Annotated in this window: 3 protein-coding genes; 2 read left to right on the top strand and 1 reads right to left on the bottom strand. The window is 73.0% G+C overall.

Annotated elements, in window-relative coordinates:
- Positions 1-1799: arabinosyltransferase domain-containing protein (locus IJH84_RS23965; RefSeq protein WP_295149330.1), on the top strand; the 1799-nt coding region annotated here is incomplete at its 5' end.
- Between the two features lie 117 nt (positions 1800-1916).
- Positions 1917-2909: a hypothetical protein gene (locus IJH84_RS23960; RefSeq protein ID WP_295149327.1), complete on the top strand. Its 993-nt coding sequence runs from the start codon at positions 1917-1919 to the stop codon at positions 2907-2909.
- Here the strand turns inward: IJH84_RS23960 and IJH84_RS23955 are convergent.
- Positions 2855-3811, bottom strand: a complete 957-nt coding sequence (locus tag IJH84_RS23955) for an alpha/beta hydrolase (protein WP_295149325.1) — start codon at positions 3809-3811, stop codon at positions 2855-2857. The genes IJH84_RS23960 and IJH84_RS23955 overlap by 55 nt on opposite strands.
- Positions 3812-3901: the final 90 nt, after the last annotated feature.

Genomic DNA, 3901 nt, shown 5'->3' with positions numbered 1-3901 from the left:
TGCGCTGGCTGCGCGAGCAGAGCTGGGCGGAGCGGGCCGGGGTGCTGCTGCTGGCCGCGGCATCGGCCTCGGTGATCGTGCCCGTGGGCTTCGCCGACGCCACGCTCGGCGACGTCCTCGAGGCCACCGACGTGCACAAGTGGTACTACCTGTCGTTCTCCTGGTACGAGGAGTTCGAGCACTACAACACGCTGCTGAACACCGCGGGCTGGGCGCGGCGGCTGCCGGTGCTGCTCGCGCTGGGCGTGCTGGCCGTGGTCACCGTCGCCAGCGGGCGCGGCGGCATGGGGCGTGACCCGATCCGGCGGCTCGTGCTCACCAGCGCGGGCACCACCGCCATGGCGCTCGGCCTGATCGCGCTGAGCCCGACGAAGTGGGTGAACCACTTCCACTCCATCGCCGCCGCTCCGACGGTGCTGCTCGCGGCCGTGCTGCTGCGATCCCCGCTGCCGCGGCGGGCCGGGGCGGTGATCAGCATCGGCAGCGTCCTGGTGCTGATCGGCGCGGTGTCGCTGAGCTTCGCCGGGAAGAACTGGTGGATCCCGTTCACCGACGCCGGACAGCGGTTCGGCAACCACGTGAACCCGGGCGCCGACGACCAACTCCCGCACATCGGCCCGCTCTTCCTGCACAACCCGCTGCCGTGGCTGGCGCTCGCGCTGGGCACGTGGTTGTGGGCGCGTTGGCGACGCCGGTCCGGCAAGCTCGTGCGGATCAGCGCGGACCGGGCCGTGCTGGTGACCGCCTCGCTCGGCTCGGTGCTGCTGATGGGCGCGCTGTTCGTGTACGCGCCGATCGCGCAGGCACCGGGGTGGACGGTGGCGCGCAGCGGGATGCAGACCGCCTTCGGCGACGGGTGCGGGCTGGCTTCCGATGCGCGGGTGCAGCTGCCGGTGCAGCGTCAGCTCGGTGCTCCCGTGGGGCAAGCCGAGGTGTACGACGATTTCGCGGGCTCCGGCGCCCAGCCTCCGATCCCGACGAGCCCGTGGGGTTCGCCCACCGCGCTCTGGCACGACGCGCGCCCGGACGGCACCACGCCGAGCGTCGGCAAGCTCGTGACCCCGTGGTACCCGCTGGCAGGCGAGGGCACGAACATCACCGTGCCCGTCGCTGGCGGGCTCGAGGGGCAGGAATTGCGCGTCGAGTTCGGGCACGCCGCGGGTGACGGCTTCACCGTCACCGGCTCCGCGGAACTGACGCCGGACCTGCGGCGCTCGGCACTGCGCGAATGGCAGCAGGTTTCCGCGCCGGTGCCGCAGGCTCGACCGGACGCCGCCAGGGTGGTGGCCGTCGACCGGATCACCGGCGCGAACAGCTGGCTCGCGGTCGCCGAGCCGAAGGCCACCGAATCCCGGCCCGTCACCGAGGTCACCCGCGGGCGCACGGTGTTCGCCAACCACATCGCCGCGCCGCTGTGGCCGTGCGTGAACCAGGTGTCGGTGCACAACGGCATCACCGAGACGCCCGAGGTCCGGCTGACCGCCGACGAAGGCTTGCCGTCGGAATGGCTGGACAACATCAGCAACCTGCCGTGGGCCGGCGCGTGGGTGCAGACCTCGCGGACGTGGGTGCAGACCAAGCTGCCCGCCGAACTGCCCGGCGGACCGCCCCGGTTGCCGTGGGGGAACGTGTTCGTGAACCGCTACCTGCACCCGGTCGGCCAGTACGACCTCGACGTGCGGCAGGTGACGCGGCAGGGGTGGACGCGGCTGCCGACCCTCGCGGACAACGACTACGGGGACATCGACGGCAATGCGGGCGTGCAGCGCTCCGACCGGGACGGCGACGCGCGGGACTAGCGCCCGGAACCGGGCCGTGCGGCCGAACCGGTGAATTTGCCGGAAGGCGGCAAACCGGTGCGGTGGCCGGTGCGTGCGAGCGGTGACCGTGTCGGACAACAAAAAAGGGGACCCGACTTGAACACGACACGCTGGGGCACCGCTCTCGCCCTTCTACCGTTGGCCGCCCTCCCGCTGGCACCGGCTACGCCGGTCGCACTGGCCACCCCGGATGCACTGGCGGCGCCCGCGACCGCCGCACCACCCGCACAGGCCCGGGAGTTCACGCCGATCGAAGACCGCTACTGGAACGACGCGGCGCTGCGGGAACTGCTCGGCGACCCGGTGGACTCCGAACAGGGCGACGGTGCGGTCACCTACCGGCAGTTCCAGCACGGCTGGCTGTTCCACACCGAGCGGACCGGGGTCGCCGAGATCCACGGCGACATCGCCGCCCGCTACGACTCCGCGGGCGGCTACGCGTCGCTCGGGGCCGCCACCAGCGACGAGCTGATCGCGCCGGACGGCGTCGGCCGCTACAACCAGTTCACCGGCGGCACCCGCGGAGAAGCCTCGATCTACTGGACCCCGGACACCGGCGCGCAGGGCGTGTGGGGCGCGGTGCGGGCGTTCTGGGCGGAGAAGGGCTGGGAGGTCGGCTACCTCGGGTATCCGACGACGACCACCGAGGCCACGCCGGACGGGCTCGGCGAGCAGAACCAGTTCGTCGGGCCGGACGCCGCGGGCGCATCGGTGTACTCGACCGAGCGGACCGGCACGCACTCGGTGCAGGGCGCGATCCGCGACGCCTGGATCGCGCAGGGCTCCGAGACCGGGCCGCTGGGCTATCCGGTCACCGACGAGCTGGCGGCGCCGGACGGCGTCGGCCGCTACAACGAGTTCTCCGGCGAGCAAGCCGGTGTCGCCTACTGGCACCCGGACGCCGGTGCGCACTGGCTGACCGGCGCGGTGCTGGCGCGCTGGGACGAGCTGGACCGGCAGTCCGGATACCTCGGCTACCCGACCTCCGATCCGCACGAGGTCGAGGGCGGCACGCAGGTGGACTTCCAGCGCGGCTACATCCTGTTCGACCCCGTCACCGGCGGCGTCAGCGACGGTCCTTGGTCGTGATCCGCGCCGGGTTCCGCCTGGTCCGCGGGCCGGGTGGAACCCGCCACGATCCCGTCCAGCAGTTCGGCGAGCTCGCGGGGACGGCTGTGGTAACCGACGTGCCCGGCGTCGACGGAGTGCACCCGGAACGGGTTCCGCGGCGCCAGCGCGTCCGCCTCGGCGATCATCCGGTCCTGCGCGGCGGGCAGGATCGCTCGGTCCGCGGTGAACCGCACGTAGTGCCGCGGCACCCGGCCCCACCGCTGCGGAGTCGCAGGGCATCGCTGGGTTCCGAGCAGGAAGTTCACGTCCGGTTCCATGGTGCCCAGCAGCGCGCGGAACTCGTCCGCGGAACCCTCGGCCATGATCGCCGCGTGCGCCTTCGCCAAGTAGTCGGGATCGGCGCTGCGCAGGTTGAGCCGGACCACGCCGAGCCGCTCCGGGTCGCCCACCTGCGGCCACGGGATCTGGTCGAACGGGTTGCCCGAGTGCTCGGGCCAGGTGGCGTTCTCGCCGACGGTGGCCGAGCGCACCGCGCACCACGCGGACAGGTAGACCAGGCCGTGGACCAGCTCCGGAGCGGCCTCGGCGACCGCGGTGATCGGCACTCCACCCGCACTCGTACCCGCCAGCACCACCGGGCCGTGCTCGGCCAGCCTGCGCACCACCGCCAGCAGGTCGTCGGTGTAGTCGGTGAGTCCGATCCCGGCCAGCGCGGACGGCTCGGCCGCGAACGCTTCCAGGTCCTGCGGCGACTGGTGGTAACCGGCGGGATGGTGCGCGCGGGTGCCGTGCCCCGGCAGGTCCACCGCGAGAGTCCGGTGGCCTAGCAGCGCGAGCTCGCGTTGCAGCGGGCCCCACACCTGCGCGGTGGAGGCCGCGCCGTGCACCAGTAGCAGCGTGGGAGAGGTGTCGGCGGACAAGCTGCCTCGGTCCCGGCTGCGACCCCGCCGCTACGGCGAGCCCGGAACCGCCGGAGCCTCGCCGATCACCCGGAGCGCCGCCTGCGGTCG

The sequence above is a fragment of the Saccharopolyspora sp. genome (genome assembly GCF_017434145.1).
GTDB lineage: Bacteria > Actinomycetota > Actinomycetes > Mycobacteriales > Pseudonocardiaceae > Saccharopolyspora_C > Saccharopolyspora_C galaxeae.
This window is presented reverse-complemented; position numbering and strand designations above follow the sequence as displayed.